The following is a 24,151-nucleotide window of genomic DNA, read 5'->3' as shown; positions in this document are numbered from 1 at the left end:
TGGCGGCCGGGACGGCCGGAAAGGCAGGAGCCATGTGCTGGCGGGCACATGGCTCTTGCTGGACAGGCAGCCATTGGGATGGAACGGATAATGGCTGCCTGTGAGGCATTTATGGCGCCGCAGGGCCGGTGCTTCTGTGACCCGGATTACAGAACGCGGATTTTTCCGCGGAAGTCCGGAGTTTTCCGGCGGCGGAGGGGATCAGATGGAATCCGGCTCCGCCAGCACCGCCAGTTCCGTGCGGTCGAGGATCTGCACGCCGCCGCGGCTGATGCCGACCAGCCCGTTGCGCTTCCAGGCCGCCAGCGTCTTGGACACCGCCTCGCGGGTGGCGCCGACAAACTCCGCCAGCTCCGCCTGCGACAGCGCGACCCGCCCGCCGCGGCCTTCGGGCGCCAGGTACAGCAGCTTGCGCGCCAGCCGCACCGGCATCGGCAGAAACACCTGTTCATTGAGCTGGGTGTTCATCCAGCGCATCCGCTGCCCGGCCAGCCGCAGCAGGTCGGCGGCGAGGTCCGGATACTGCCGGATCTGCGCCAGCACATCGCCGCTGCGCAGCCGCAAGACCCGGCTGGGCTCGGCGGCGATGGCGGTGGCGGTGCGCTCGCCCGGATCGAACAGGGTGATCTCGCCGAACACCGCGCCGGGGCGCATCATGTCCAGCGACAGCTTGCGCCCCGAGGCCGACAGCACCGAAAACTCCAGCGCGCCTTCGGCGATGGCATAGAGCGCATCGCCCGCATCGCCCTGCTCGAACAGCACCTCGCCCTGGCGCAGGCGCACCTCCGTGGCCTGGCTTTCCAGCATCCGGCGCAAGGGGCCGGAGGCGCCGGACAGGAAACCGGTATCGGGCAGGCGGGTTTTCAGCATGGCCAAGTCTCTTTCGCGTCTGGAGCCCAGTCCGGCGACCTTAGCAGAGGCCGGGGCACCGGGGAACCGGGCAACTGAACCGGCCGGTTCAGCCCGCCACGGCCACCAGCCCCAGCTTGCGGGCGGAGGCCAGCGACAGGGTGCCGCTGTCCAGGCCCAGCGGCGCCTGGAAGCGCTGCACGGCCTTGCGGGTGGCCATGTCCATCTGGCCGTGAACGGGGCCGCGGTAGAATCCGCGGGCGGCCAGCGCCCGCTGCACCGTGCGGATGAAGTCCGGGGTCATCATTCCGGGGCAGGGGATTTCGAACCAGCGCTCCTGCCGCGGCTGCACGATCTGCTGCCGGGTCTCGGTGCGGAAGATGGCGGGCCGGAGGATCCGGCCGCTGCTGTCTGTCTGCGCCGGTTCCGCCAGCACCTGGCTGGTGACGGTCTCGATCACGGCGGGAGAGGTGTGCTTGCTCCAGCAGGTGTCCGGCGGCGCGCCGGGCGGCGCATAGCGGCCGGCGCGGGAGACATCGCTGCCGGGCTGCGGCTGCACACAGGCCGCCAGCACCGCCAGCAGCAGCGCAGGCCCGTGCCGGCGGCAGGTCTTGAATATGCTCGGCGTCATGCCCGGATGCCTTTGTCAGCGTGCCTCTGGCGGCGCGGGAGGCGCCGTTGCTTTGGCGGCAGCCTAGCCCAGTTCCGGCCCCTGCGCAAAGGCGGGATCGCCGCCGCCGCCCTGTTCCGACAGCAGGAGGTCGAGCATCGGCGAGATGTCCTCCACCGTTTCGGCAATCACATGGGTGACCGAATGCGCCCGCTGCAGCCGCCCGGTGACGCGCAGCAGCCGGCCCGAGATCACCGCGCGGCGGAAGGCCTCGTAGATCTTGCGCCAGACGATCACGTTGACGACGCCGGTCTCGTCCTCCAGCGTGACGAAGATCACCCCCTTGGCGGTGCCGGGGCGCTGGCGCAGGATCACCAGCCCGGCGACGGTGACGCGGGCGCCTTCCGGCGGTTCCTGCAGCCGGGCGGCGGGCAGGCAATGCGGCGGGCGCGGCCAGGAGTTCGGCCAGGGGGGCGGGCCGGCGGGCGCGGCCGGGACGGGGGCTGGCATGAGCAGGTCGGCTCCGCGGTTGAGAAATTTCCAGAGTGAACAAATATAGAACATCGTGCCGGAAAGTCCAGCAGCGGCAGGGCTGCGTCGCAATTGGGGGTGGCACCGGCGCAGGCGCTTGGCTACACAGTCGCGCAAGTACCGGAAAAGGGAAGAGAGCTGACAATGGCAAAGATCACTTACATCGAGCACAACGGCACCAGCCATGTCGTGGACGTCGCCAACGGGCTGACCGTGATGGAAGGCGCGCGCGACAACAATATCCCGGGCATCGAGGCCGATTGCGGCGGCGCCTGCGCCTGCTCGACCTGCCACGTGTACATTGCGCCGGACTGGGTCGAGAAGCTGCCCGCCAAGGACGACATGGAAGAGGACATGCTGGATTTCGCCTATGAGCCGGATCCGGCCCGCTCGCGGCTGACGTGCCAGATCAAGGTGAGCGATGCGCTGGACGGGCTGGTGGTGCATATGCCCGAAAAGCAGATCTGATGCTCAACCGGCCGGCCGCGCGGCGTCTGCCGGCGCGCGCCCGGCCCGGTTCCGCCCGCCGCGCCCTGCGGGCGTTGCGGCTGGGGCAGGCGGCGGCTGGCGTCCGGGCGCAGGCCGGGGCGGATCCGGCCCGCTGATGCGCAGGATTGCAGATCCGGAGGCAGGCGGGCCTGCCGCCAGGGCGGTGCGCCGGGTGGCCGGGTGTCCGGGGCCGCCAGGGCCGCCGCGGCGCCGGGGGCCAGCGGGCCGTCCGTGAAGCGCGCGGGAAGACGATTGCCGCCCCCCCGCATGCCGGCAGGACCCGCAGCAGACCGCCCGGTTTTCCGCGCCGCGTTTCAGATTTGTTCACGACCTTTGGAGTATCCTGCCCCGGACGAGCGGCGCCGGGCGGCCACCTGCCTGGACCGGTTATACAGGAGACAGGCGCGTGAGCTTTTCACCATATGTGTTCGGCACCGGGATCAGCGGATGGACCTTCCTGCAGCGGACCCGGGAGCAGCAGCAGGAGGTTTTCGAGAAATCGCCGGTGATCGACCGGACGGTTCAGGACTTCACGCAGAGAATTACCAGCGTGCAGAGCGCGGATCAGCTGCTGGATGACTACAACCTGCTGACCGTGACCCTTGGCGCCTTCGGCCTGGACGAGGACATCGGCAACCGGGCCTTCATCAAAAAGGTCCTCGAATCCGACATGAGCGATCCGGCATCCTTTGTGAACCGGCTCAACGACAGCCGCTACATGGCGCTGGCGGAGACCTTCGGGTTCGGCAGCGCGGACGGCCCGCAGCTGCCAAGTGCCCGGGCGGCAAACGAATTTGCCGGCATCAACTCGCCGGACGACCTGCTGTCCAACGGCACGCTGCTGCGCAAGGCGCTGGCCAACGCCGGGCTGGAGGGGCTGGAGAACAACCAGTTCTTCCTGCAGAAAGTCCTTGAATCCGATCTGGAGGATCCGGATTCCTTTGCCAACAAGCTGACGGATCCCCGCTATGCCGAGTTCTCGCGGCAGTTCAACTTCGGCCAGGCTCCGGTGTATGAAAACAGCATCGAGGCGCTGGTTGCGGAATTCAACGAGCACACCGAAGGCCTGGCCAGCGCCGACGACCTGCTGGCGGACGAGGACCTGCTGCAGGCGGTGATCGACACCTTCGATCTGGAACGCACCAGTCCGGATTTCCTGCGGCGGGTGCTGAATTCGGACACCACGGACCCCGATTCCTTTGTCAACCAGCTGGAGGACAAGCGCTACCTCGCGGTCTCCGAGGCCTTCGGCTTCGGCTGGCCCGATATCAATGGCATGACCGACCCGGACGAGCTGCTGTCGAATCCGGAGCTTCTGGAGCATGCCCTGGATACGTTCAACGTCAGCGACAGGGGCGAGGATTACCTGCGCCAGGTGCTGGAGTCCGACCTGTCCGACCCGAATTCCTTTGTGAACCAGCCGGAAAACCTGGCCTATTATGACTTTGCCGATGCCTTCCAGAATGTCTGGCCCGAGCACGCCAGCAAGATGCAGGTGTTCGCCGCCGAGATCACCGACAAGCTGGGCACATTCGAAAATCCGCAGGAACTGGTGTTCGACCTGAGCCTGTTCGAGGCGACGCTGGACCTGTTCGGCCAGAGCCATCGGGACACCGACTTCAACACCGTGATCCGCGCCTTCGAATCCGACCTGTCCTCCAGCATCTCCTATGCCAACCTGCATTATGACACCGGGCTGAAGGCGATGGCCGGTGCCTTCTCCTTCAACAAGGGGGACACCGGCCGGGACTACCCGGAAGGGTTTGCCGCCGAGATCGCCGAGCTTTATGCCGACCGCCAGTTCGAGATCCGGATCGGCGAATCCGACTCGAACATGCGGCTGGCGCTGGCGCTCGAGCGTGAGCTGCAAAGCGTTGCCGACGAGGGCGGCAGCGAAAACGCCCATTGGTACAACATCATCGGATCGCCGCCGTTGCGCACGGTCTTCGAGACGGCGCTGGGCCTGCCCTCGGGCATTGGCCAGCTGGATATCGAGCGGCAGCTGGAAGAGATGAAGGACCGTTCCTTTGCGGCCTTCGGGACAACCCACCCGGCGGATTTTCTGGAGCCGGAAATGCTGGATCAGTTCCGCAGGCGGTTCCTGATACTGAGCGACCTGAACAGCTTCTAGCCCGGCGGCGCTGAAAAATCCGGGCCGTGCCGCCGCCGGCCGGAAGCGGTGCCGCGCCTCTGCGATATCCGCGCCGGCCTTTGGCGGACCCCGCCGCACAGGGCCGGGACACAGGACCGGAACACAGCGCCGGCCCCTGCCGGGCGGCGCTGCCGGACATCAGAGAACGACACCCGGCGCGGCGGCGGCGGCCTGCGGCGGCAGCCGGGCGCCTTTGCGCCCGGCCGGGCCCAACTGCGGCGGACAATCTCCGATTGGCCGGGCGCGGGCGGGAGTGCCCCGGCGGACCGGGGCGCGGCGGTTATTTCAGGGCGCGCCAGCCGATGTCGCGGCGGAAGAAGCCTTCTGCCCAGTCCACCCCGCCGGCCATCTCATAGGCGCGGTCGCGGGCCTCCTGCAGGGAGGCGCCGCGGGCGGTCACGTTCAGCACCCGGCCGCCAACCGCCAGCACCTTGCCGTCCTGCGCCTTGGTGCCCGCGTGAAACACCATGCTGCTGCTGTCCTCGGGCAGCGCGTCCAGCCCCTTGATCTCGGAGCCTTTCTCGTAAGCGCCCGGATAGCCTTCGGCGGCCAGAACCACGGTGATCGCGTGGTCGTCGGCCCAGTTCACCTGCGCGTCGGCCAGGCGGCCTTCGGCGGCGGCGTGCATCAGGTCGAGCGCCTGCGCGCCCAGCCGCATCATCAGCACCTGGCATTCCGGGTCGCCGAAGCGGACGTTGTATTCCACCAGCCGCGGCAAACCGTCCTGGATCATCAGACCCGCGTAGAGCACCCCCTGATAGGGCATGCCGCGCTCGGCCATCACCCGCATGGTCGGCTTCACGATCTCTTCCATCGCCTTCGCCTCGATTTCGGCGCTCAGCACCGGCGCGGGGGAATAGGCGCCCATGCCGCCGGTGTTGGGGCCGGTGTCGCCTTCGCCCACCCGCTTGTGGTCCTGGGCGGAGCCGATCGCCAGCACGTCCTCGCCGTCGACCAGCACAAAGAGGGACGCTTCCTCGCCTTCCATGAACTCCTCGATCACCACCTCGGCGCCGGCGCCGCCGAAGGCACCGCCGAACATGTCGCCGATGGCGGCAATGGCTTCATCTTCTGTCATGGCGATGATCACGCCCTTGCCGGCCGCCAGACCGTCGGCCTTGACCACGATCGGCGCGCCATGCTTGCGCACATGCGCCTTGGCGGCCTCGGCATCGGTGAAATGGCCGTAGGCGGCGGTGGGGGCGCCGGCGGCGTCGCAGATCTCCTTGGTGAAACTCTTGGAGGCTTCCAGCCGGGCCGCGGCCTCGGAGGGGCCGAACACCAGCAGGCCCGCCTCCCGCAGCCGGTCGGCAACGCCCGCCGCCAGCGGCGCTTCGGGGCCGATGATCACGAAGTCGATGGCGTTTTCCTCGGCAAAGGCGGCGACCGCGCCGCCGTTTTCGATGTCCAGCGCGGCGCAGTCGGCAATCTGGGCGATGCCTGCGTTGCCCGGCGCCACGATCAGCTTGTCGCATTTGGGGTTCTGCATCACTGCCCAGGCCAGGGCGTGTTCGCGCCCGCCGCTGCCGAGGATGAGGATGTTCATGTGCGTGTTCTCCGATCTGCCTGAGCCGTCTGGCCTCCCGGCGCCATCCGGGGCTTGCCATGCTTGCGGCGCGTTCTATGCTGCGCGCGGCCTCAAAACAAGACCAGCCTCAAGCCACTGGAGAGCAGCGCCCCATGTCCGATCTGTTTGACGACCCGCAGCCGGGGCAGAACGCCCCCGAATTCACCGTTTCGGAAATTTCCGGCGAGGTGAAGCGCACGCTGGAGGGCACCTTTGGCCGCATCCGGGTGCGCGGCGAGGTGGGCCGGGTGTTCAAGGCGCGCTCCGGGCATCTCTACTATGACATCAAGGATGACCGCTCGGTGCTGGCCTGCACCACCTGGAAGGGGCAGATCAGCGGCCTCTCGGTGGTGCCGGAGGAAGGGCTGGAGGTGGTGGTCACCGGCCGGCTGACGGCCTTTGGCGCGCAGTCGAAATACAACATGAACGTGGATGAGGTTGCGGTCGCGGGCCAGGGCGCGCTGATGGCGCTCCTGGAGAAGCGCAAGAAGCAGCTGGAGGCGGAGGGGTTGTTTGCGCCGGAGCGGAAACAACCGCTGCCCTACCTGCCGCATATCATCGGGGTGGTGACCTCGCCGTCGGGGGCGGTGATCCGCGATATCCTGCACCGGCTGCGCGACCGTTTCCCGCGCAAGGTGCTGGTCTGGCCGGTGGCGGTGCAGGGGAAAACCTGCGCGCCCGAGGTCGCCCGCGCCATCGAGGGCTTCAACCGGCTGACGCCGGGCGGCGCGCTGCCGCGGCCCGATCTGATCATTGTCGCCCGCGGCGGCGGCTCGATCGAGGATCTGTGGGGCTTCAACGAGGAAATCGTGGCCCGCGCCGCGGCTGCCAGCCGGATCCCGCTGATCTCGGCGGTGGGGCATGAGACCGACACCACGCTGATCGACTTTGTCTCCGACCGCCGCGCACCGACGCCGACGGCGGCGGCGGAACTGGCGGTGCCGGTGCGGCTGGAGCTGATGGCCTGGGCGGAGAATCAGGGCGCGCGGCTGATGCGCGCCGCGGGCCAGGCGGTGCAGCTGAGGCGCCAGCGGCTGAACGATCTGGCGCGCGCGCTGCCCCGGCCCGACACCTTGCTGGAGACCCCGCGCCAGCGGCTGGACCGGATTTCCGACCGGCTGCCGGGGGCGCTGATGTCCGGCGTGCAGCGCCGCCGCCTGCACCTGAGCGAAACCGCGGCCTCCCTGCGCCCGGCCACCCTGCGCCAGCTGGTCGAGGGGCGGCGGAACCGGCTGCAGAACCTGTCCTCGCGGCTGACGCTGCGGCCGATCCAGCGCGAGGCGGCGGCCCGCAGGGACGCGCTGGCGCGGCTCGGCCAGCGGCTGGAGGCGGCGCAGGGGCTGCGGCTCGACCGGCAGCGCCAGAGCCTGGCCGCGGCAGGCCGCCAGCTGGAGATCCTGAGCTACAAGGCGACGCTGCAGCGGGGCTATGCGGTGGTGCGCTCGGGCGCGGAGATCCTGACGACCCGGACCGCCGCCGCCGCCGCGGCCGGCCCGCTGCAGATCGAGTTTGCCGACGGCACCCTGGATCTGGAGGGCAGGGACCCGGCAGGCGGCAGCGCCTAGGCGCCGGGCGGCAGCCGGGGCGCGCTGTTCCAGGCATCGCAGAGGGGGCCGGCCTGCGGCCTCAGGTGCCGACCTCGGGGCCGTAGCACAGCATCTTCTCGCCGATCTCCTCGGCCTCGTAGAGCTCGGTCGCGGCGGGGTCGTTTTCGAACCGCGCCGTCAGCCCGCGGGAGGTGAGCTCGAAGCTCCAGCATTGCGGGTCCTCGCGGTCCTGATAGAGGAAGCAGATCTGGCCCGCCTCCTCGTACCAGCTGCCTTCCTGGCACTCGCCGTCGAGAAAGGACCAGATCACCCGCCGTCCGGGCAGGTAGCGTTCGACCCCGTACATGGCGCCGCCGAAGCCGTAGAACAGGGTGCGGCCCTGGGTATAGCGGTCGAACTCCTCGGCGTTCAGAGGTTCGGCGGCTCTGAGCGGCCCGGAGAGGGCGGCGAGCAGGGGAATCAGCAGCAGCAGGCGCATGGCGCCAGTGTGCCAGAGTGTCCGCCGTCCGGCCACGCGTGATGTGCATGCCTGCGGAAAACCCGGCGGCGATGCCCGGGGTCCCGTTTGGTCACCTTTGACCTGAGCTCCGGCTTGCGGCCAAGCTGGCGGAAACAGGCAGGGAGGCAGGATGATGGCAGTTGAAGCGGCTGCTGCCGCGGGCGGCGCGGTCTGTGCAATCGGGTATCTGATCATGGCCGCGCGCCCGCCGGGTGCGTGGCGCAGCCTGGCCAAGACGGCCTCGGTGGCGCTGCTGGCGCTGGCGGGCTGGGCGGCCGGCGGGCCGCTGCTGCTGGTGCTGGCGCTGGCCCTGTGCGCGCTGGGCGATCTCATGCTGTCGCGCGGCGGCGAGACGGCGTTCATGGCAGGTACCGGCGCCTTTGCCGCCGGGCATCTGGCCTATGCCGCGCTGTTCCTGACCCGTGCGGACAGCGATCCCGCCCGGCTGCTGCAGCTGCCCGGGGCGGCCTGGGCGGCGGTGCTGCTGCTGCTGGGGGCCCTGATGGCCCGCGCCCTGGCGCCGCGGGCGGGCGCGCTGAAGGGCGCGGTGCTGGGCTATATCCCGGTGATCCTGGGGATGGCGGCGGCGGCGCTGGCCCTGCCGCCCGGCAGCGGCGTTTTTGCGGCCGTCTGCGCCTTTGTGCTGTCGGATATGGTTCTGGCGGCGGAGACCTTTGTGCTGGCGGCGGCGCATCCGCTGCGCCGCGTCGCGCCCTATGCGGTCTGGGCGCTGTACTGGGGCGCGCAGGCGGGGTTCCTGGCGGCATTTTCCTGATCCGCGGCGCGGCTTGCGCTTTGCACTCCGGCTCAAACCGCATTAGGTGGGGTGCAGACCCTTTTCCGGAGACCAAGATGGCGTTTTTCTCAAAGCTCAAGGAACGGCTGTTCAAATCCTCTTCCAAGCTCGAGCAGGGGCTTGATGCGATCGTGGAAGAGGGCGCGGAGAGCGGTGCGGACAAGGCGGTGGAGGCGCTGGCGCAATCGCCGGCGGTCGCGCCGGAGCAGCCTGCGCCCGCGCCGGCGCCGGAGCCGGAACCGGCCCGGGAGACGCCCGGCCTGCTGGGCCGGCTGATCGGGCGCGGCAGCGCCGCGGAGCCGCGCCGGGCGCTGGACGACGGCATGCTGGAGCAGCTGGAAGAGCTGCTGATCGGCGCCGACATGGGGGTGGACACGGCGCTGCGCGTCACCGCCAACCTGGCCGAGGGGCGGATGGGCAAGAAGGTGTCCAGCCGCGAGATCAAGGAGCTGCTGGCGCAGGAAGTCGCCCGCATCATGGAACCGGTGGCGAAACCGCTGCCGATCTACGCCAAACGCCCGCAGGTGGTGCTGGTCGTGGGGGTGAACGGCTCCGGCAAGACCACCACCATCGGCAAGCTGGCCAGCCAGTTCAAGGGCGCAGGCAAGAAGGTGGTGATCGCCGCGGGCGACACCTTCCGGGCCGCCGCGGTGGAACAGCTGCAGATCTGGGGCGACCGTGCCGGGGTGCCGGTGCTGACCGCGCCCGAAGGCTCGGACCCCGCGTCGCTGGCGTTCGACGCGATGACACGGGCGCAGGAAGAGGGCGCCGACCTCTTGATGATCGACACCGCCGGGCGGCTGCAGAACCGCGCCGACCTGATGGAGGAGCTGGCCAAGATCGTCCGGGTGATCCGCAAGAAGGACGAGACCGCGCCGCACAACACCCTCTTGGTGCTGGATGCCACCACCGGGCAGAACGCGCTGAGCCAGGTGGAGACGTTCCGGAAGCTTGCCGATGTGTCCGGCCTGGTGATGACCAAGCTGGACGGCACTGCCAAGGGAGGTGTTCTGGTGGCGCTGGCGGACAAGTTCGGCCTGCCGATCCATGCCATCGGCGTCGGCGAGCAGATCGACGATCTGGCCCCCTTTGATCCCGAGGAATTCGCCAGCGCGCTGACCGGTCTGGATGCCCGGTAAGGGCGGCGGCTACCGGGTGCCCATCCAGCGCTCCAGCGCCCGCAGCAGGATCAGCACCGCGAGCACGAGCACGGTGGCCAGCGCCGCCAAGGCAATTTCGCCGCTGCCGCAGCTGAGCCCGATGGCGCCGGTCAGCCACAGCGAGGCCCCGGTGGTGACATTGCGGACTTCGCCGCCGGAGGAGAAGATCAGCCCGGCAGCGAGGAAGGCCACCCCTGCGGTGACCGCCTCGATCAGGCGCAGCGGGTCCACCCGCAGCGCATCGCCGGAGTTCATGAAGGGCGTTGCCGCCAGCTGCTGGCTGATCAGCATGAACAGGCAGGCGGCGACCGAGACCAGCATGTGGGTGCGCAGCCCGGCGGGTTTGTCGCGCACCTCGCGCTCCAGCCCGATCACCCCGGCCAGCACCAGCGCCGCGATCAGGCGCAAGGCCGCCACCGAGGGCGGCACCCCGCCGAACCCGTTTGCGATATCCTGCCTCAGACTGTCGAGTATGCCGTCCATGACCCCGGACGTTAGTGGATTTCCGGTCCGGCCGCCAACAGGGAAAATGGCATGAGCGCGTGGCTGATTTCGCTGGAGGGCACCCCGGCAGGGCACCAGGCGGCGCTGTATCTGGCGGTGATGGCGGCGTTTCTGCACGCGGTCTTCGGGGCGCTGCAGAAGGGGCGGCACGATCCCTGGCTGTCGCGCGGCGCGATCGATTTCTCCTACTGCGTGATGGCGGCGCCGTTTGCGCTGTTCGTGGTGCCCTGGCCGGAGCCGCACATGTGGCTGATCTTCCTGGGCGTCTGGGTGATCCATGTGCTCTACAAGCTGTTCCAGGCGCTGGCCTATACCAAGGGCGCCTATACGGTGGTCTACCCGGTGGTGCGCGGCACCGGGCCGCTGTTCACGGTGATCGGCGCCTACTGGCTGTTCGGCGAGATCTTCACGGTGACGCAGTGGCTGGGCGTGGGCGTGCTGCTGGCCGGGATCTTCGGCCTGGCCATCTACAATTTCATCTTCCTGGTCTCGGCGCGCGAGACGCTGGGGATTGCGCTGGTGCTGGCGGTGATCACCGGGCTGTTCGTCGCGCTCTACACCACCTATGACGCCTATGGCATCCGCTCCACCGCCGATCCGTTCACCTTTCTGGCGTGGTTCTTCATGATCGACGGGCTGGTGTTCCCCTTCATCGCGCTGGCCCGCTGGCGGCGGATGCCGGAGCCGCCCGCGCCAGGGCCGCTGATGGTCAAGGGGTTCTTCGGCGGGCTGGTGGCCTTTGCCTCCTTCGGGGCGATCATGCTGGCGACCCGGCTCGACAAGGTGGGGGAGGCGGCGGTGCTGCGCGAGACCTCCACCGTGTTTGCAGCCCTCATCGGCTGGCTGGTGCTGAAGGAAACCGTGGGGCCGCGGCGGATCGCGCTGATGGCTTTGATCGCGCTGGGTGCCGTGATAGTGGAAATGGGCGGCTAAAGCCCGCGCAGAATTGACAGGAGGCCCCATGGCCGGAAAGAGAATCAACCCGACCCTGAAGATGGTGCTGGAGCTGGGCCCGATCGTCCTGTTCTTCATCGGCTATCTGAAGCTGAAGGACGAGGTGTTTCTGATCGGCGGCAGCGAATACAAGGGCTTCATCGTCATCACCGCCGCCTTCATCCCGCTGATGGCGGCCTCGACCCTGGCGCTGTGGAAGCTGACCGGGCATCTGTCGCGGATGCAGTTTGCCACGCTGATCCTGGTGGTGCTGTTCGGCGGCATGTCGGTGTGGTTCAACGACGACCGCTTCATCAAGATGAAGCCGACGATGCTGTACCTGCTGTTCGGCGGGCTGCTGGGTCTTGGGCTGCTGCGGGGGCAGAGCTGGCTGAAGGTGGTGATGGAGGAAATGATGCCGCTGCAGCAGGCGGGGTGGATGATCCTGACCCGGCGGCTGTGCGCGTTCTTTTTCGCCCTGGCGGCGGCCAATGAGCTGATCTGGCGGACGCAAAGCACCGAGACCTGGGTCTATTTCAAGACCTTCGGCCTGCCGGTGGCGATGTTCGCCTTTTTCATGCTGCAGGGGCAGCTGTTCCAGAAATACGGCGCCGAGGAGGAAGAGGCAGGCCCGGCGGAGTGACCGGCGGGCGGCAAGGGCGGGCTCCCGCGCCTTGGCACTTCATCACGGATGAAGCTTGAAGCCTTGGGCCGGGCAGCGCACCTGCGGTGCGCTGCGGTTGCGCAAATCAGCCGCCTTGCCCGAAAATCACCTGCTGCGCCCGGGTGTCCGACCTGTCCGCCCGCAGATCCGCGTGCAGCGCCCGGCCTGCAACCACCCCGGGCCGCGACCACATCAGATCGAGCCAGCGGGCGAAGTGGGGCTTGTCCTCCAGCGTCTGCTGCTGGCCCTCCCAGAGCGAGGCCCAGGGCCAGATGGCGATGTCGGCAATGGTCATGTCCGGCCCGGCCGCGTATTCATTCTCCGCCAGCTGCCGGTCCAGCACGCCGTAGAGGCGGGCCACTTCGCTGCGGTAGCGGTCTTTGGCATAGGGCAGGTCCTCGGGCGCGTATTTCAGGAAGTGATGCGCCTGTCCGGCCATCGGGCCAAGGCCGCCCATCTGCCACATCAGCCATTGGTCCGCCGCCAGCCGCGCCCGTTCGTCCCGGCCATGGAACTGCCCGGTCTTGCGGGCGAGATACTGCAGGATGGCGCCGCTTTCGAACAGAGAGACCGGGGCGCCGCCGGGGCCGTCCGGGTCGATGATTGCGGGCATCCGGTTGTTGGGGGAGATCTTCAGGAATTCCGGCGCGAACTGATCGCCCCTGGTGATGTCGATCAGCGTGACCTCGTAAGGAAGCCCCATCTCCTCCAGCGCGATGGAGATTTTCCAGCCGTTCGGCGTGGGCCAGTAGAATAACTGGATCGGGTCCTGCATCTTTCTTCTCCGCCGGTTGCCCGGCCACAGGAGCATACGCCGGGGCCTGGGGGCAAGAGCGGAACCGATGCCGCCCGCCGGCTTGACCGAATCCCGCGGCGGGCGTAAAGGCAGGCATCATATCGTGGCGATTTGTTACCGGATTGCGGGCCACGTTAAACATTCCCGCTAAAGAGGTCAGGACGAGAAGGACCCCCTTTCGCTTGGCCGATCGGGGGTTTTTTTGTGCGCTGCGGGCGCGAGGAGACAGAAGATGAGCGACAACTGGAACAGCCGCACCAAGCTGGTTCACGGCGGCACCCGCCGCAGCCAGTACAACGAGGTGAGCGAAGCGATTTTCCTGACCCAGGGCTTTGTCTATGACACGGCCGAGCAGGCCGAGGCGCGGTTCATCGAGACCGGCCCGGACGAGTTCATCTATGCCCGCTACGGCAACCCGACCGTGGCCATGTTCGAAGAGCGGATCGCGGCGCTGGAAGGGGCCGAGGATGCCTTTGCCACCGCCTCCGGCATGGCGGCGGTCAGCGGCGCGCTGACCTCGGTGCTGAAGGCGGGCGACCATGTGGTGTCGGCCAAGGCGCTGTTCGGCTCCTGCCTTTATATCCTGGAGACCATCCTGACCCGGTTCGGCGTCGAGGTGAGCTTTGTCGACGGCACCGACCTGGAGCAGTGGCGAGCGGCGATGCGGCCGGACACCAAGGCGGTGTTCTTCGAGTCGATGTCGAACCCGACGCTGGAGGTGATCGACATCAAGGCGGTGGCGGAGATCGCCCATTCCTGCGGCGCGCTGGTGATCGTCGACAACGTGTTCTCGACCCCGGTGTTTTCGCGCGCGGTCGAGCAGGGCGCCGATGTGGTGGTCTATTCCGCGACCAAGCACATCGACGGCCAGGGCCGGGCGCTGGGCGGCGTGGTGCTGGGCAGCAAGGATTACATCCGCGGCACGCTGGAACCCTACATGAAGCACACCGGCGGCAGCCTCAGCCCGTTCAATGCCTGGGTCATGCTGAAGGGGCTGGAGACAATCGACCTGCGGGTCAACGCCCAGGCCGGCAGCGCGTTGAAGATTGCCGAAGCGCTGGACGGCCACGCGGCGCTGGAACGGACCATTTATCCTGGCCTCGCGGGCCACGCGCAGAACGCGCTGGTGCAGACCCAGCTGGGCGGCAAGGGCGGCACCGTGCTGTCGCTGGACCTGAAGGGCGGCAAGGAGGCGGCGTTCAGGTTCCTGAACGCGATGACCATCCCGGTGATCTCCAACAACCTCGGCGACGCCAAATCCATCGCCACCCACCCGGCAACCACCACCCATCAGCGCCTCAGCGAAGAGCTGAAGGCGGAACTGGGCATCACGCCCGGGCTGGTGCGCTTCTCGGTGGGGCTGGAGGATGCGGACGACCTGATCGCTGACCTGAAAGCCGCGCTGGACGCAGCGCAGGCCTGAGGCCGCCGCAGCCAGAGGATCCAGTCTTCATCTGGCCGGAAATATCCTCGGGGGTGAATTGAGCCGAAGGCGCAAGAGGGGGCAGACGGCCCCCTCTTTTGTTCCTTCCGGCAGGTGCTTGGTCATGCGGCACGCCCGTAAAAACCGATCTGCTCCTTGGCGCTGAACATCACGCCGGGGCGGTCGAAGAAGGAGAAGACGGCAATCACCCGGTGTTTTTCCCCTTTGACGGTGCCGACCCGATGGGGGGAGTTCCTGCCGCGGAAGATGTTGAGCGTGCCGGGGGACAGCGTCACCGAGCGCATGTTGGGGTCCGTGCCGGTCAGCAGCCGTTCGACACCGTCGTAATTCGGGTCCTCTTCGCTGCGCAGTTCGGGGCTGTAGATGAACGCGCCGCCTTCCTCCGGGGCCTGCAGCAGCATCGTGGTGGTGAATTCGGAACGGTCGAAATGCCAGTTCAGGGCCTGCTCCGGACCATAGGACATCACATTCACCCGGGCCAGCGGATCCTGCATGGTGTAGAGCTGCGCCTTGCCCATGGCGGCGGCGAGGAAGTCCGCAAACGGCGGCCATTCATAGAGCCGCAGAACCGGCGAGCCTGCAAGCTGGTCGGCGCAGAGTGTCAGATTCGAGGTCTTGAACCGCTGCAGGGCAGGGTGGTCCGGGGCCAGCCCCTCGATCCCGTCCTGGAAGTAGATGTTGTGCTCGCGCTCATGGCGGAAGCTTTCGGTTTCGAACTTGGCCGCCAGCGCCTCCGCGGCGCCCCGGGCCGTCTCCGGCGTCATCAGCCCGTGCAGGCTGAACATGCCGTCTTTTGCCAGCTCCTCCCGGCAGCGGTGCACCAGTGCCTGCCAATCGGGGCTGCCGGGGCGGTCGAGCGGGTAACGCTCCAGATCCAGAATATCGCGCATGTCGTTTCTCCCTTGGCCTTTTGCCTGAGCCTGCGCGCCGGGCGGGGGTCTGACCACTGTAAAATATCTTGGCGAGCATAAGAAAATCTTGCACTGTGCCGCCATGAAGCTGCCGCCGCTCAATGCCTTGCGCGCCTTTGAATGCGCCGCCCGGAGCGGGAGTTTTTCGGCTGCCGGGGCAGAGCTGGGGGTGAGCCCGGCGGCGGTGTCGATGCAGGTGAAGAACCTGGAGGACTGGCTGGGCCTGAAGCTGTTCACCCGCCGCGCCAACCAGGTGCGGCTCACCGATGCGGGGCGGGACTATTACCAGAAGGCGGCGGTGGCGCTGGCGGAGATTGCCAGTTTCACCCGGGCGCTGACCGAGGGCGGCAAGCGCCGCCCGCTGGTGGTATCGGCCACGCCCGCGCTGGCGCAGTTGTGGCTGCCGGAGCGGCTCAAGGCATTTGCGGCGGCCCGCCCGGATGTGCCGGTGCAGCTGCGGATCGAGGATGACAGCATCGACCTGGAGGCCGAGGGCATTGATGCGCGGCTGTCTTATGGCGGCGAGCATCCGGACCACCGCATGCAGGAGCTGTTCACCGACCGCTTGGTGCCGGTGGGCGCGGACCCCCAAGCCGGCCTGGACTGCGCGCCGCTGGTGGAGGTGAACTGGGGGGCGGCGATTTCCTCGGTTCCGGGCTGGCGGCAGTATTTTGTGCAGCACGGGACCGCGCGCGGCGACGCGGCGGCGGCCATCGCGCCGTCGGTGCCTTCGGCGGTGGCGCTGGTGCAGGCGGGGCTGGGCATTGCCTTGCTGCCGGAGCAGGTGATTGCCGGGGAAATCCGCGCAGGCCGGCTGCACCGCCTGGACGGTCCGGTGCTGGAAATGCCGCGGCCCTATGTGCTGGTAACGGCGCATTACAAGTCGCGGTCACGCAGGCTCACGGCGCTTGCGGAGGCGCTTTGGGTCCGATAAGGCGCCGGTTCTGCCGCAAATGGCGGATCCGTTTTGAAAATTGCCGCGTAACAGTATATGAGGGTGGCCTGCCGGCTCTTATATGGGCCGTATGACTTGGGGGAAACGCCGATGAACATTCACAACCGCGACGCTGCCGAGGCGCCGGACCGCGAGGCAGCTGCCGCCGCGCTGGATGTGCTGCGGGCCTGGGCCGGCACCGTGACCCAGACCGAGATTGCCGAGCTGGACCCGGCTGTGGCGCGGCTGCTGCCGGGCCGCGAGGTCGGCAACTACCCGGAGCTGTCGCGGCAGTATCCCGAGGATTTCACATCGGACGAGGCCTACCGCGCGACGCTGCCGGATCTGCAGAACGGCCCGACCAGCCTGATCCGCGGCGCGCAGGAGCAGATCCAGCATGTGGGGATCTCCAACTTCCGCCTGCCGATCCGGTTCCACACCCGCGACGACGGCGATCTGACGCTGGAGACCAGCGTGACCGGCACCGTATCCCTGGATGCCGGCAAGAAGGGCATCAACATGTCCCGGATCATGCGCACCTTCTACAAGCACGCCGAGCGCACCTTCAGCTTTGAGGTGATGGCATCGGCGCTGGACGATTACCTGAGCGACCTGGACAGCCCGGATGCGCGCATCCAGATGCGGTTCTCCTTCCCCGCAAGGGTGGAAAGCCTGCGCTCCGGCCTCAGCGGCTACCAGTATTACGACTTTGCGCTGGAGCTGGTGGACCATGACGGGGTGCGTGAGAAGATCATGCATCTGGACTATGTCTATTCCTCGACCTGCCCGTGCTCGCTGGAGCTGTCGGAACACGCCCGCCAGTCCCGCGGCCAGCTGGCGACGCCGCATTCGCAGCGCTCGGTGGCGCGGATTTCGGTGCAGTCGGTGCCGGGCAGCGACTGCCTGTGGTTCGAGGATCTGATCGAGCTGTGCCGCCGCGCGGTGCCGACCGAGACCCAGGTGATGGTCAAGCGCGAGGACGAGCAGGCCTTTGCCGAGCTCAACGCCGCCAACCCGATCTTTGTCGAGGACGCGGCGCGGCTGTTCTGCGAGGCGCTGCAGGCGGACGCGCGGATCGGCGATTTCCGCGTCATCGCCAGCCATCAGGAAAGCCTGCACAGCCATGATGCGGTCAGCGTGCTGACCCAGGGGCCGCTGTTCAAGGCGATGAGCCTGGATCCCAAGCTGTTCGCGACGCTGATCCACCAAGGGTAGGGAAAGCGGGCAGACCTGCCTGATCTGCAGGCAGGTTTCCGCTTGGCCTGCGGCAATTGCTGCGTTGCCGCAGATTTTATGCCGCTGTGCAGAAACGCATGCTAGCCTGCTTTGCGAATCCCCCGGTCATCCTGCCGGGGGCATGGGGAGCTTGTGCGCAGGTGTCTGCAATTTACGGCCCGATTTCCGCTGCACCCGGCCTGGAGCGCTGCCGGCGCCCGCTTCCCGTCATCCTTGCCCGGATACCGCAGCGCAGACCCGGCGCAAGGCCAGTGCAGGACTTGAGGAGTATCAAATGACGAGCTTTCACCAGATTCCCGGCCTTGCGGCCAAAGCGCACGAATGGGCGGGGTTTGCGGCCGGGCTGCAGATGAAACTGTGGCGGCAGGCGGCAGAGGCGGCGATGCAGGCTCCGCTGGAGCAGATGCGGCTGGCGCATTCGATGATGGAAGCGCAGAAGCGGCTTCTGGGCGGGACCGCGGCCGCACCCGGGGCAGCGCGGGATGGCGGCGCAGCGGCCACGGCCGAAACCGCCCCAACGGCCGGGCCCGCGAAAAAGCCGGCCGGCAAGGCGGCGGCCAAGAAACCTGCGGCCAAGAAACCTGCGGCCAAGAAACCTGCATCCAGGAAGCAGGCGGCCCGCAAGGCTGCGGTCCGCAAGCCGGCCGTCCACAAGGCCCCTGCGCAGGCCACTGCCGGACCCGCAGCGGTCAGGCCGGAGCCGGCCGCAGCGGCGCCGGCCCAGCCGCTCTCCGGTTCTGCCAAAGCGGCGCCAGCAAAGCCAACCGGCGGCGCCGGCGGACCCGGACCGGCGGAAGGGCCTGCAGTGTTCCGCATGTCTGCGGCCCGCGCAGAGCCGGCCAATGGCCCTGCGGCGGCAAAACAGCAATCCGCGCAGACCGCTGCCGCCAAACCCCAGGCGCCGGAGCCGGCGGCGCAAACTGCAGCTGCCCCGGTGCAGGCGGCGGCACAGCAGGACACCCCGGACAAGCGTCCGCGCAAGCCGTCCAACCCGCCGCAGATGCCGCAGCGCAACGCTGCCGGGACAAGCAGCAGCGGGGATTAACGCCGCAGGCTTGACACTTGCCGGGCACAGGGCCAACGCTGCGCCGCATGTTGGATCTGCGCCCGGTTGGGTATGTCATCGGCCTGCTGGTCGTCATTCTGGGAGCCATGATGGTGTTCCCGCTGCTGGTCGATCTGATGGACGGCCGCGGCGAATGGCACGTGTTTCTGGAAAGTGCTGTGTTCACCATTCTGGTCGGCGGCCTGCTGGCGCTGAGCTGTGCCAATGGCGTGCGCGAGGGGCTCAGCATCCGCCAGACCTTCCTTCTGACCACCACGGTCTGGCTGGCGCTGCCCTTGTTCGGGGCGATTCCGCTGATGCTGGGGGCCACCGAGCTGCGCTTTGTCGATGCGTTTTTCGAGGCGATGTCGGGGCTGACCACCACCGGATCGACGGTGATCTCAGGGCTTGACGGCCTGCCGCGCGGGCTTTTGCTGTGGCGCGGCATCCTGCAATGGGTCGGCGGCATCGGCATCATCGTGGTGGCGATGGTGTTCCTGCCCGAGCTGCGGGTCGGGGGGATGCAGATCTTCCGCTCGGAAGCCTTTGACACCATGGGCAAGATCCTGCCCCGGGCGCAGGCGATCGCCAAGCAGATCTCGCTGATTTATGTCTCGCTGACGCTGGCCTGCGTGCTGGTCTACATGGTGCTGGGAATGGAGCCATTCGACGCGCTGGTGCATGCGATGACCACCATGTCCACCGGCGGGTTCTCCAACTACGATGCCTCGTTCGGGACGTTTTCAGGGCCCGCGGAATATGCCGCGTCGTTCTTCATGATCGCGGCGGCGCTGCCGTTTGTGCGCTATGTGCAGCTGATCAACGGCCATGCGGTGCCGCTGTTCCGCGACAGCCAGATCCGGGTGTTCATGATGACGATCGGGGTGTTGGTGGCGGTGACGTCGGGGGTGCTGGTCACCGTGTTTCCGCACCATCCCGAGCAGGCTTTCCGCGAAGCGCTGTTCAACATCACCTCGATCATTTCCGGAACCGGCTATGCCAGTGTCGATTACATGCAGTGGGGCAGCTTCCTGATCATGGTGTTCTTCTTCATCGGGCTGATCGGCGGCTGCGCGGGCTCGACGGCCTGTTCGGTCAAGATCTTCCGCTACCAGCTGCTGTTTGCCTCGATCCGGGCGCAGATCCAGCGCATCCGGTCGCCGCACGGGGTGTTTCCCACCCGCTATGACGGCCGCCGTGTCGATGCCGAGGTGCTGAGCTCGGTGATTTCCTTCTTCATGTTCTTCGTGGTGACCCTGGGCATGGTGGCCTGGGCTCTGGCGCTCACCGGCCTGGACTTTGTGACCTCCGTGTCGGGCGCCGCCACAGCCGTGGGCAATATCGGGCCTGGCCTGGGGAATACCATCGGGCCTGCGGGCAATTTCTCCACGCTCAACGATCCGGCCAAATGGATCCTCAGCGCCGCGATGCTGATCGGGCGGCTGGAGCTGATGGCGGTCTATGCCATCCTGACGATCCGCTTCTGGCGCGCCTGAGACACCGGTTGGCGAAAATTGCGCGGCCTGCGCCTTGTGGCGGTTTGCCGCGCTGCAATTACCGCCGGAACCGCAGCTTCCTTGCCCGGCGGGCCTGCGCGCTCTTGCCCTCAAGGGGCCGCTCGCATATGAGGCACGGGACCGAAACCCGCAAGCGCAGGGAGACCTGTTCCATATGCCCGTACTTGTGATGAAATTCGGCGGCACCTCTGTCGCCAACCCGGACCGCATCCGCCGCGCCGCCAAACGTGTGGGCGTCGAGGTGGCCAAGGGCTATGACGTGATCGTCATTGTGTCGGCGATGTCCGGCAAGACCAACGAGCTGGTGGGCTGGGTGGATGAGACCTCGCCGCTGTATGATGCGCGCGAATATGATGCCGTGGTGTCCTCGGGCGAGAATGTGACCGCGGGCCTGATGGCGCTGACGCTGCAGGAAATGGATATCCCGGCGCGCAGCTGGCAGGGCTGGCAGGTGCCGCTCAAGACCAATTCGGCGCACAGCCAGGCCCGGATCGAGGAGATCCCGCCGGAAAACATCCGCGCCAAGTTTGCCGAGGGCATGAAAGTGGCGGTTGTGGCCGGCTTCCAGGGCATCAGCCCCGAGGGCCGCATCACCACCCTGGGCCGGGGCGGCTCCGACACCACGGCGGTGGCCTTTGCCGCGTCCTTCGAGGCCGAGCGCTGCGATATCTACACCGATGTGGACGGTGTCTATACCACCGACCCGCGGATCTGCGGCAAGGCGCGCAAGCTGGACAGGATCGCCTTTGAAGAAATGCTGGAGCTGGCCTCGCTGGGGGCCAAGGTGCTGCAAACCCGCTCGGTTGAACTGGCAATGCGCTATAAGGTGAAGCTGCGCGTGCTGTCGAGTTTTGAGGAACAGTCCGACGAGGCCGGAACCCTGGTCTGCGACGAGGAGGAAATCATGGAATCCAATGTTGTGGCCGGTGTGGCCTATTCCCGTGACGAAGCCAAGCTGACCGTGCAGTCGGTGGCCGACCGCCCCGGCATCGCGGCGACCATTTTCACCACGCTCAGCGATGCGGGCGTGAACGTCGACATGATCGTGCAGGACATCTCCGACGAGGGCCGCACCGACATGACGTTCTCCTGCCCGACCGACCAGGTGGCGCGCGCCGAGCAGGCGCTGCTGGCGATCAAGGAAAAGGGCGAGCTGAACTATTCCGAACTTCTGGCCGACAAGGATGTCGCCAAGGTGTCGGTGGTCGGCATCGGCATGCGCTCGCAGTCGGGTGTGGCGGCCAAGATGTTCAAGGTGCTGTCGGGCGAGGGCATCAACATCAAGGTGATCACCACCTCGGAAATCAAGATCTCGGTGCTGATCGACCGCAAGTACATGGAGCTGGCCGTGCAGGCGCTGCATGATGCGTTCGAGCTGGAGAAGGCCGGCTAAGCGCCGGGCTGAAAAGAATTTTCCGTTTCCTGCAAAGGCGCCGCTCCGGCGCCTTTGCCGTATCTGCCCGGCGGCAGGCGGCGGTTGCCCGAAGCCGCGGCATTCCGCTTTGATTGCAGGCGGAGCCGCAAAAAAACTTGGACTTTTTCCGCTGGGGTGGGACAAGTGGGTGGAGGAGCGCGCGCTGCCGCACTACTTTGGGCGGAGTCCGTCTCAGGGGGCGGCGGCGAACAGGGTATGAGCCCGGGAGAGGGTGGCAATGGCTGACACGACAGAATCCGAGAGCAGGAGGCTTCTGGTTCGCTTGCGCGAGGCGATGGCGGGGGATGATGCCGGCCAGGCGCGGCTCGACAAGATCACCCATCTGATCGCCGACAGCATGGGGACCGAAGTGTGCTCGGTCTATCTGTTCCGGGATGACGAGACGCTGGAATTGTGCGCGACCCAGGGCCTGAACCTCGAATCGGTGCACCAGACCCGGATGCGCATCGGCGAGGGGCTGGTGGGACGGGTGGCAAGGTTCGGCAAGGTGGTGAACACCCCGGATGCGCCCAATGCCAAGGGCTTCCGCTACATGCCGGAAACCGGCGAGGAGCGGTTTTCCTCCTTCCTTGGCGTGCCGGTGCAGCGGCTGGGCGAGATGCTGGGCGTGCTGGTGGTGCAGTCCAAGGAGGCGCGCGAGTTCTCGGCCGACGCCGTCTATGCGCTGGAAGTCGTGGCGATGGTCATCGCCGAGATGACCGAGCTGGGCGCCTTTGTCGGCGAGGGCGCGGCCCTGTCGCCCCTGCACCAGCAGGCGGTGCTGATCCACGGCACCTCGGCCCAGGAGGGCGCCGCCGAAGGCCATGTCTGGCTGCACGAGCCGCGGGTGATCGTCACCAACCCGATCGCCGATGATCCGCAGCGCGAGCTGGAGCGGATGAACAATGCGGTCGAGGAACTGCGGGTGGGCGTCGACAAGATGCTGGAAGTGTCCCGCAACGGCGACAAGGAGCAGCTGCAAGTCCTTGAAGCCTATCGGATGTTCGCCAATTCCAAGGGCTGGATGCGGCGCATGGAAGAAGACATCGCCCGCGGCCTGAGCGCCGAAGCGGCGGTGGAGAAAGAGCAATCCCAGGCCCGCACCCGCATGAGCCAGGTGCAGGATGCCTATCTGCGCGAGCGTCTCAGCGACCTGGACGACCTGTCCAACCGGCTGCTGCGCATCCTGACCGGGCAGGGCGCCAACACCGGGGCGGAGCTGCCGGACAACCCGATCCTGATTGCCCGCAACATCGGTCCCGGCGACTTGCTGGAATACGGCCGCAGCTTGCGGGGAGTCGTGCTGGAGGAGGGCTCGGTCGGCTCGCATGCTGCGATTGTCGCCCGCGCGCTGGCGATCCCGCTGGTGGTCAATGCAAAACGCATCACCACCGAGGCGCTGAACGGCGACCACATCATGGTGGACGGCGATCAGGGGGTGGTGCATTTGCGCCCCGATGAAACTGTTGTCGGCGCCTTCCGCGACAAGATCGCGATGCAGGCCAAGGCGCAGGAGCGCTATGCCTCGATCCGCGACAAGCCCGCCGTGACCACCGACGGGCAGCGCATCAACATGGTGATGAATGCCGGGCTGATGGCGGACCTTCCGTCGCTCGACGGCTCCGGTGCCGAAGGGGTCGGGCTGTTCCGCACGGAATTGCAGTTTCTGGTGCGCAACCAGATGCCGAAACGCTCGGAGCTGGTGGCCCTGTACAAGCGGGTGCTGGATGCGGCGCATGGCAAGCCGGTGGTGTTCCGCACCCTGGACATCGGGTCGGACAAGGTGCTGCCCTACATGAAGCCCACCGACGAGCCGAATCCGGCGCTGGGCTGGCGGGCGATCCGGGTCGGGCTGGACAAGCCGGGCGTGATGCGGATGCAGCTGCAGGCGCTGCTGCGCGCCGCCGAAGGCCGGCCGCTGTCGGTCATGTTTCCCTTTGTCGCCCAATTCGAGGAATACCGCGCTGCCAAGGCCGAGGTGGACAAGACCATCGCGCGGGAGCGCATTCTGGGCCACGTGCTGCCGTCCGAGCTGGAAGTGGGGGCGATGCTGGAGACGCCGTCGCTGGCCTATGCGCCGCAGAAATTCTTTGACGAGGTGGCCTTCATTTCGATCGGCGGCAACGACCTGAAACAGTTTTTCTTTGCCGCCGACCGCGAGAACGAGCGGGTCAGGCGCCGCTATGACACGCTGAATGTAAGCTTCCTGAGCTTCATCGAGCGGATCGTCGAGCGCTGCGCCATCTCCGGCACGCCGCTGAGCTTCTGCGGCGAGGATGCGGGCCGCCCGGTCGAGGCCGTGTGCCTGGCCGCCATGGGTATCCGCACGCTGTCGATGCGCCCGGCCTCCATCGGGCCGGTGAAGTCGCTGCTGCTGCGGGTGGATCTGGGCGAGCTGCGCAAGATCATCGCCGATGCGCGCCACCGCGGCGATCAGGCGGTGCGCCCGGCAGTCATGGAATACCTGCGGGGGCTGTGAACCGCGCTGATCCGCGGTTCGCGCCGTGACCCCCGGGTCCGTGCCATCTTCGGCGGGTGTTTTTGCAGACAGCC

Annotated in this window: 22 protein-coding genes and 1 riboswitch; of the genes, 14 read left to right on the top strand and 8 right to left on the bottom strand. The window is 67.3% G+C overall.

Features of this window, described 5'->3' with window-relative positions; all coding sequences use genetic code 11:
• Nucleotides 1-201: 201 nt before the first annotated feature.
• From OKQ63_RS12125 to OKQ63_RS12115, 3 genes are all read right to left on the bottom strand, one after another.
• Nucleotides 202-870, bottom strand: coding sequence for a Crp/Fnr family transcriptional regulator (locus OKQ63_RS12125; protein WP_264210332.1), 669 nt, complete (start codon nt 868-870; stop codon nt 202-204).
• A gap of 88 nt (nt 871-958) precedes the next feature.
• Nucleotides 959-1,480, bottom strand: a complete 522-nt coding sequence (locus OKQ63_RS12120) for a peptidoglycan-binding domain-containing protein (protein ID WP_264210331.1) — start codon at nt 1,478-1,480, stop codon at nt 959-961.
• Between the two features lie 63 nt (nt 1,481-1,543).
• A complete protein-coding gene (locus tag OKQ63_RS12115; protein ID WP_264210330.1) occupies nt 1,544-1,969 on the bottom strand; it encodes an OB-fold nucleic acid binding domain-containing protein in 426 nt (141 codons plus the stop codon).
• Between the two features lie 165 nt (nt 1,970-2,134).
• On the opposite strand from OKQ63_RS12115, the gene OKQ63_RS12110 reads away from it, so the two are divergent.
• Both OKQ63_RS12110 and OKQ63_RS12105 read left to right on the top strand, forming a co-directional pair.
• Nucleotides 2,135-2,458, top strand: a complete 324-nt coding sequence (locus tag OKQ63_RS12110; protein ID WP_024089409.1) for a 2Fe-2S iron-sulfur cluster-binding protein — start codon at nt 2,135-2,137, stop codon at nt 2,456-2,458.
• A 427-nt stretch (nt 2,459-2,885) separates the two neighbouring features.
• Complete coding sequence (locus OKQ63_RS12105) at nt 2,886-4,610, top strand: DUF1217 domain-containing protein (RefSeq protein ID WP_264210329.1); 1,725 nt, start codon at nt 2,886-2,888, stop codon at nt 4,608-4,610.
• 301 nt (nt 4,611-4,911) lie between these two features.
• Here OKQ63_RS12105 and purD read toward each other — a convergent pair whose 3' ends face one another.
• Nucleotides 4,912-6,177 (bottom strand): phosphoribosylamine--glycine ligase, encoded by a 1,266-nt coding sequence (gene purD / locus OKQ63_RS12100; protein ID WP_264210328.1) that lies wholly within the window; start codon nt 6,175-6,177, stop codon nt 4,912-4,914.
• 134 nt (nt 6,178-6,311) lie between these two features.
• On the opposite strand from purD, the gene xseA reads away from it, so the two are divergent.
• Complete coding sequence (gene xseA, locus OKQ63_RS12095) at nt 6,312-7,763, top strand: exodeoxyribonuclease VII large subunit (RefSeq protein WP_264210327.1); 1,452 nt, start codon at nt 6,312-6,314, stop codon at nt 7,761-7,763.
• A gap of 61 nt (nt 7,764-7,824) precedes the next feature.
• On the opposite strand, the gene OKQ63_RS12090 is transcribed toward xseA, so the two are convergent.
• Nucleotides 7,825-8,223: a hypothetical protein gene (locus tag OKQ63_RS12090; protein ID WP_264213915.1), complete on the bottom strand. Its 399-nt coding sequence runs from the start codon at nt 8,221-8,223 to the stop codon at nt 7,825-7,827.
• Nucleotides 8,224-8,377: 154 nt separating this feature from the next.
• Here OKQ63_RS12090 and OKQ63_RS12085 point away from each other — a divergent pair, with 154 nt between their 5' ends.
• On the top strand, nt 8,378-9,019 hold the full coding sequence (locus OKQ63_RS12085; RefSeq protein WP_264210326.1) for a lysoplasmalogenase: 642 nt from the start codon (nt 8,378-8,380) through the stop codon (nt 9,017-9,019).
• Between the two features lie 77 nt (nt 9,020-9,096).
• Nucleotides 9,097-10,179, top strand: a complete 1,083-nt coding sequence (gene ftsY / locus OKQ63_RS12080) for a signal recognition particle-docking protein FtsY (RefSeq protein ID WP_264210325.1) — start codon at nt 9,097-9,099, stop codon at nt 10,177-10,179.
• 9 nt (nt 10,180-10,188) lie between these two features.
• Here ftsY and OKQ63_RS12075 read toward each other — a convergent pair whose 3' ends face one another.
• Entirely contained in the window at nt 10,189-10,674 is a 486-nt protein-coding gene (locus OKQ63_RS12075) for an MgtC/SapB family protein (RefSeq protein ID WP_434086061.1), read from the bottom strand.
• Between the two features lie 60 nt (nt 10,675-10,734).
• Here OKQ63_RS12075 and OKQ63_RS12070 point away from each other — a divergent pair, with 60 nt between their 5' ends.
• Nucleotides 10,735-11,637: a DMT family transporter gene (locus tag OKQ63_RS12070; protein ID WP_264210323.1), complete on the top strand. Its 903-nt coding sequence runs from the start codon at nt 10,735-10,737 to the stop codon at nt 11,635-11,637.
• Nucleotides 11,638-11,665: 28 nt separating this feature from the next.
• Nucleotides 11,666-12,280, top strand: coding sequence for an inner membrane-spanning protein YciB (locus tag OKQ63_RS12065; protein ID WP_264210322.1), 615 nt, complete (start codon nt 11,666-11,668; stop codon nt 12,278-12,280).
• A gap of 106 nt (nt 12,281-12,386) precedes the next feature.
• Here OKQ63_RS12065 and OKQ63_RS12060 read toward each other — a convergent pair whose 3' ends face one another.
• Nucleotides 12,387-13,076, bottom strand: coding sequence for a glutathione S-transferase N-terminal domain-containing protein (locus tag OKQ63_RS12060; protein WP_264210321.1), 690 nt, complete (start codon nt 13,074-13,076; stop codon nt 12,387-12,389).
• Between the two features lie 114 nt (nt 13,077-13,190).
• A riboswitch (SAM riboswitch) is annotated at nt 13,191-13,269 on the top strand.
• Nucleotides 13,270-13,329: 60 nt separating this feature from the next.
• Between OKQ63_RS12060 and metZ the strand changes: the two genes are divergently transcribed.
• Nucleotides 13,330-14,520 (top strand): O-succinylhomoserine sulfhydrylase, encoded by a 1,191-nt coding sequence (gene metZ, locus OKQ63_RS12055; protein WP_264210320.1) that lies wholly within the window; start codon nt 13,330-13,332, stop codon nt 14,518-14,520.
• Between the two features lie 122 nt (nt 14,521-14,642).
• On the opposite strand, the gene OKQ63_RS12050 is transcribed toward metZ, so the two are convergent.
• Nucleotides 14,643-15,431 (bottom strand): HalD/BesD family halogenase, encoded by a 789-nt coding sequence (locus tag OKQ63_RS12050; RefSeq protein WP_264210319.1) that lies wholly within the window; start codon nt 15,429-15,431, stop codon nt 14,643-14,645.
• 103 nt (nt 15,432-15,534) lie between these two features.
• On the opposite strand from OKQ63_RS12050, the gene OKQ63_RS12045 reads away from it, so the two are divergent.
• The 6 genes from OKQ63_RS12045 to ptsP all read left to right on the top strand — a co-directional run bounded on the left by OKQ63_RS12045 (nt 15,535) and on the right by ptsP (nt 24,077).
• Nucleotides 15,535-16,386 (top strand): LysR substrate-binding domain-containing protein, encoded by an 852-nt coding sequence (locus tag OKQ63_RS12045; RefSeq protein WP_264210318.1) that lies wholly within the window; start codon nt 15,535-15,537, stop codon nt 16,384-16,386.
• 111 nt (nt 16,387-16,497) lie between these two features.
• Nucleotides 16,498-17,601 carry a GTP cyclohydrolase FolE2 gene (gene folE2, locus OKQ63_RS12040; RefSeq protein WP_264210317.1) on the top strand — a complete coding sequence of 368 codons (1,104 nt, stop codon included), beginning with the start codon at nt 16,498-16,500 and terminating at the stop codon, nt 17,599-17,601.
• 295 nt (nt 17,602-17,896) lie between these two features.
• A complete protein-coding gene (locus OKQ63_RS12035; RefSeq protein WP_264210316.1) occupies nt 17,897-18,667 on the top strand; it encodes a hypothetical protein in 771 nt (256 codons plus the stop codon).
• A 47-nt stretch (nt 18,668-18,714) separates the two neighbouring features.
• On the top strand, nt 18,715-20,163 hold the full coding sequence (locus tag OKQ63_RS12030; RefSeq protein WP_264210315.1) for a TrkH family potassium uptake protein: 1,449 nt from the start codon (nt 18,715-18,717) through the stop codon (nt 20,161-20,163).
• Nucleotides 20,164-20,338: 175 nt separating this feature from the next.
• Entirely contained in the window at nt 20,339-21,577 is a 1,239-nt protein-coding gene (locus OKQ63_RS12025) for an aspartate kinase (protein ID WP_264210314.1), read from the top strand.
• Nucleotides 21,578-21,836: 259 nt separating this feature from the next.
• A complete protein-coding gene (gene ptsP, locus OKQ63_RS12020; RefSeq protein WP_264210313.1) occupies nt 21,837-24,077 on the top strand; it encodes a phosphoenolpyruvate--protein phosphotransferase in 2,241 nt (746 codons plus the stop codon).
• Nucleotides 24,078-24,151: the final 74 nt, after the last annotated feature.

It is taken from the genome of Leisingera thetidis (genome assembly GCF_025857195.1).
In the GTDB taxonomy this organism is placed as follows: Bacteria; Pseudomonadota; Alphaproteobacteria; order Rhodobacterales; family Rhodobacteraceae; genus Leisingera; species Leisingera thetidis.
The sequence above is the reverse complement of the archived record's forward strand: the minus strand, read 5'-3'. Positions and strand labels throughout refer to the sequence as shown.

What these genes read in the sequence shown, in the direction of transcription:
- OKQ63_RS12045 (WP_264210318.1), top strand. Translation starts at nt 15,535, where the DNA reads ATGAAGCTGCCGCCGCTCAATGCCTTGCGCGCCTTTGAATGCGCCGCC.
- purD (WP_264210328.1), bottom strand. Translation starts at nt 6,177, where the DNA reads ATGAACATCCTCATCCTCGGCAGCGGCGGGCGCGAACACGCCCTGGCC.
- folE2 (WP_264210317.1), top strand. Translation starts at nt 16,498, where the DNA reads ATGAACATTCACAACCGCGACGCTGCCGAGGCGCCGGACCGCGAGGCA.
- OKQ63_RS12025 (WP_264210314.1), top strand. Translation starts at nt 20,339, where the DNA reads ATGCCCGTACTTGTGATGAAATTCGGCGGCACCTCTGTCGCCAACCCG.
- ptsP (WP_264210313.1), top strand. Translation starts at nt 21,837, where the DNA reads ATGGCTGACACGACAGAATCCGAGAGCAGGAGGCTTCTGGTTCGCTTG.
- ftsY (WP_264210325.1), top strand. Translation starts at nt 9,097, where the DNA reads ATGGCGTTTTTCTCAAAGCTCAAGGAACGGCTGTTCAAATCCTCTTCC.
- OKQ63_RS12030 (WP_264210315.1), top strand. Translation starts at nt 18,715, where the DNA reads ATGTTGGATCTGCGCCCGGTTGGGTATGTCATCGGCCTGCTGGTCGTC.
- OKQ63_RS12125 (WP_264210332.1), bottom strand. Translation starts at nt 870, where the DNA reads ATGCTGAAAACCCGCCTGCCCGATACCGGTTTCCTGTCCGGCGCCTCC.
- OKQ63_RS12120 (WP_264210331.1), bottom strand. Translation starts at nt 1,480, where the DNA reads ATGACGCCGAGCATATTCAAGACCTGCCGCCGGCACGGGCCTGCGCTG.
- OKQ63_RS12085 (WP_264210326.1), top strand. Translation starts at nt 8,378, where the DNA reads ATGGCAGTTGAAGCGGCTGCTGCCGCGGGCGGCGCGGTCTGTGCAATC.
- OKQ63_RS12070 (WP_264210323.1), top strand. Translation starts at nt 10,735, where the DNA reads ATGAGCGCGTGGCTGATTTCGCTGGAGGGCACCCCGGCAGGGCACCAG.
- OKQ63_RS12110 (WP_024089409.1), top strand. Translation starts at nt 2,135, where the DNA reads ATGGCAAAGATCACTTACATCGAGCACAACGGCACCAGCCATGTCGTG.
- OKQ63_RS12060 (WP_264210321.1), bottom strand. Translation starts at nt 13,076, where the DNA reads ATGCAGGACCCGATCCAGTTATTCTACTGGCCCACGCCGAACGGCTGG.
- OKQ63_RS12115 (WP_264210330.1), bottom strand. Translation starts at nt 1,969, where the DNA reads ATGCCAGCCCCCGTCCCGGCCGCGCCCGCCGGCCCGCCCCCCTGGCCG.
- OKQ63_RS12065 (WP_264210322.1), top strand. Translation starts at nt 11,666, where the DNA reads ATGGCCGGAAAGAGAATCAACCCGACCCTGAAGATGGTGCTGGAGCTG.
- OKQ63_RS12090 (WP_264213915.1), bottom strand. Translation starts at nt 8,223, where the DNA reads ATGCGCCTGCTGCTGCTGATTCCCCTGCTCGCCGCCCTCTCCGGGCCG.
- metZ (WP_264210320.1), top strand. Translation starts at nt 13,330, where the DNA reads ATGAGCGACAACTGGAACAGCCGCACCAAGCTGGTTCACGGCGGCACC.
- OKQ63_RS12035 (WP_264210316.1), top strand. Translation starts at nt 17,897, where the DNA reads ATGACGAGCTTTCACCAGATTCCCGGCCTTGCGGCCAAAGCGCACGAA.
- OKQ63_RS12050 (WP_264210319.1), bottom strand. Translation starts at nt 15,431, where the DNA reads ATGCGCGATATTCTGGATCTGGAGCGTTACCCGCTCGACCGCCCCGGC.
- xseA (WP_264210327.1), top strand. Translation starts at nt 6,312, where the DNA reads ATGTCCGATCTGTTTGACGACCCGCAGCCGGGGCAGAACGCCCCCGAA.